Consider the following 1,358-nt stretch of genomic DNA (forward strand, 5'->3'; position numbering starts at 1 on the left):
CGGCGAGATCGCCAAGGCGCTTGGCATGCAACCTTCGGCAGCGGAAAGCGAGCGCATGGCGCGGCCGCCGACCGAAAACCTCGAAGCCTACGACTTCTATCTTCGTGCCGAGCAGACAGCACGGACCGGTCGGCGCGACGGCCTGCGGGAGGCGCTCACGCTCTACGACAAGGCCGAGCAGCTCGACCCCGCTTTTGCGGAAGCCTTCGCGGCGGATGCAAGCACGACGGTGTATATCTGGCGTGAATCGTTCAATGACATCATGCAGAGCGCACCTGCGCGCAAGCGCGCCTATGAGAAGGCGAGCCGAGCTTTGCAACTCGACCCTGACCTTTCGTCGCCCTATGCTATTCTTGGGATCATGCAGGTCGTGGATCGCCGCTACGAGGAAGCCATCGCTTCGGTCGAGCGAGCCGTCGCACTCGGCCCCGGCGATGCTGAGACGCAAATAGCCCTGGGATACGTGCAACTGTTCGCCGGCAGTCATGCTGTGGCTGCCGAAGCGGTCGAGACGGCGCTCAGGCTCGATCCCAACCTTTCACCTGTAAACCGGCAAATTGCCGGTCTGGTCTTTCTAATTCAAGGGAGCAACGACAGGGCGATCGAGGCCCTCGAACGCACCCGCGACGATGCGCCGTCAGTCGGAGATTTCACGATCACGCTTGGTGCCGCCTACGCCCGCGCCGGCCGCCTGCAGGATGCCAGGGCGGCAGTGGCCGAGGGGCTAGGTGCCATGTCCACACCAGGTTTCGATTCATTGTCCGCATACCGACTCAACGGTGCCCAATATCGTAACCCGCAGGATTTGGCTCTCATCGTCGACGCGTTGCAGCAGGCGGGCTTGCCCGAATGGCCGTTCGGTTTCACCGGCGATGAGCACAACCGCTTGAAGGGCAAGGAGATCGCCTCGCTGGTGCTGGGCCATACTCTGCAGGGTCAGCTTGAGCCCGGTCTCCAACCAGCCTTCCTCCAGATCGGGAGCGACGGCAAGGCAGCCTTCCGCTCCACGACGCGGCTGGTCACCGAGACCGTCCGTGTCGATGGCGACTTATTGTGCGAGCTGAGCGAGAATATGTTCGGGCGCCCCGACTGTGGACCCGTCTATAAACGCGGCGACGATGGAGGCGGCGGCTATTCCTTCGTCAACTCAAGCAAGGTGTTTCACTTTACGGTTGTTCAGTAGAAGCACACGCGCGTCATAACGGACGCACACACTCGCGTCCGATGCGGGACTAGAATAGGCTGCGCGAAGCCGCTTGATCGACCAAGGAGGGCGCAGGCAGGTATGGAGCGAAGGCTTACCGCGATCCTTGCTGCCGACGTGGTCGGCTACAGCACGCTCATGGGCGAGGATGAGG

General features: G+C 62.3%; 1 protein-coding gene. It reads left to right on the top strand.

Annotated elements, in window-relative coordinates; genetic code table 11:
* The coding region (locus tag X726_RS137255; protein ID WP_023673969.1) for a tetratricopeptide repeat protein at window positions 1-1,183 on the top strand (1,183 nt) is incomplete at its 5' end.
* Window positions 1,184-1,358 lie beyond the last annotated feature (175 nt).

Origin of the sequence: Mesorhizobium sp. LSJC285A00, from assembly GCF_000503155.1 — a bacterium.
In the GTDB taxonomy this organism is placed as follows: Bacteria; Pseudomonadota; Alphaproteobacteria; order Rhizobiales; family Rhizobiaceae; genus Mesorhizobium.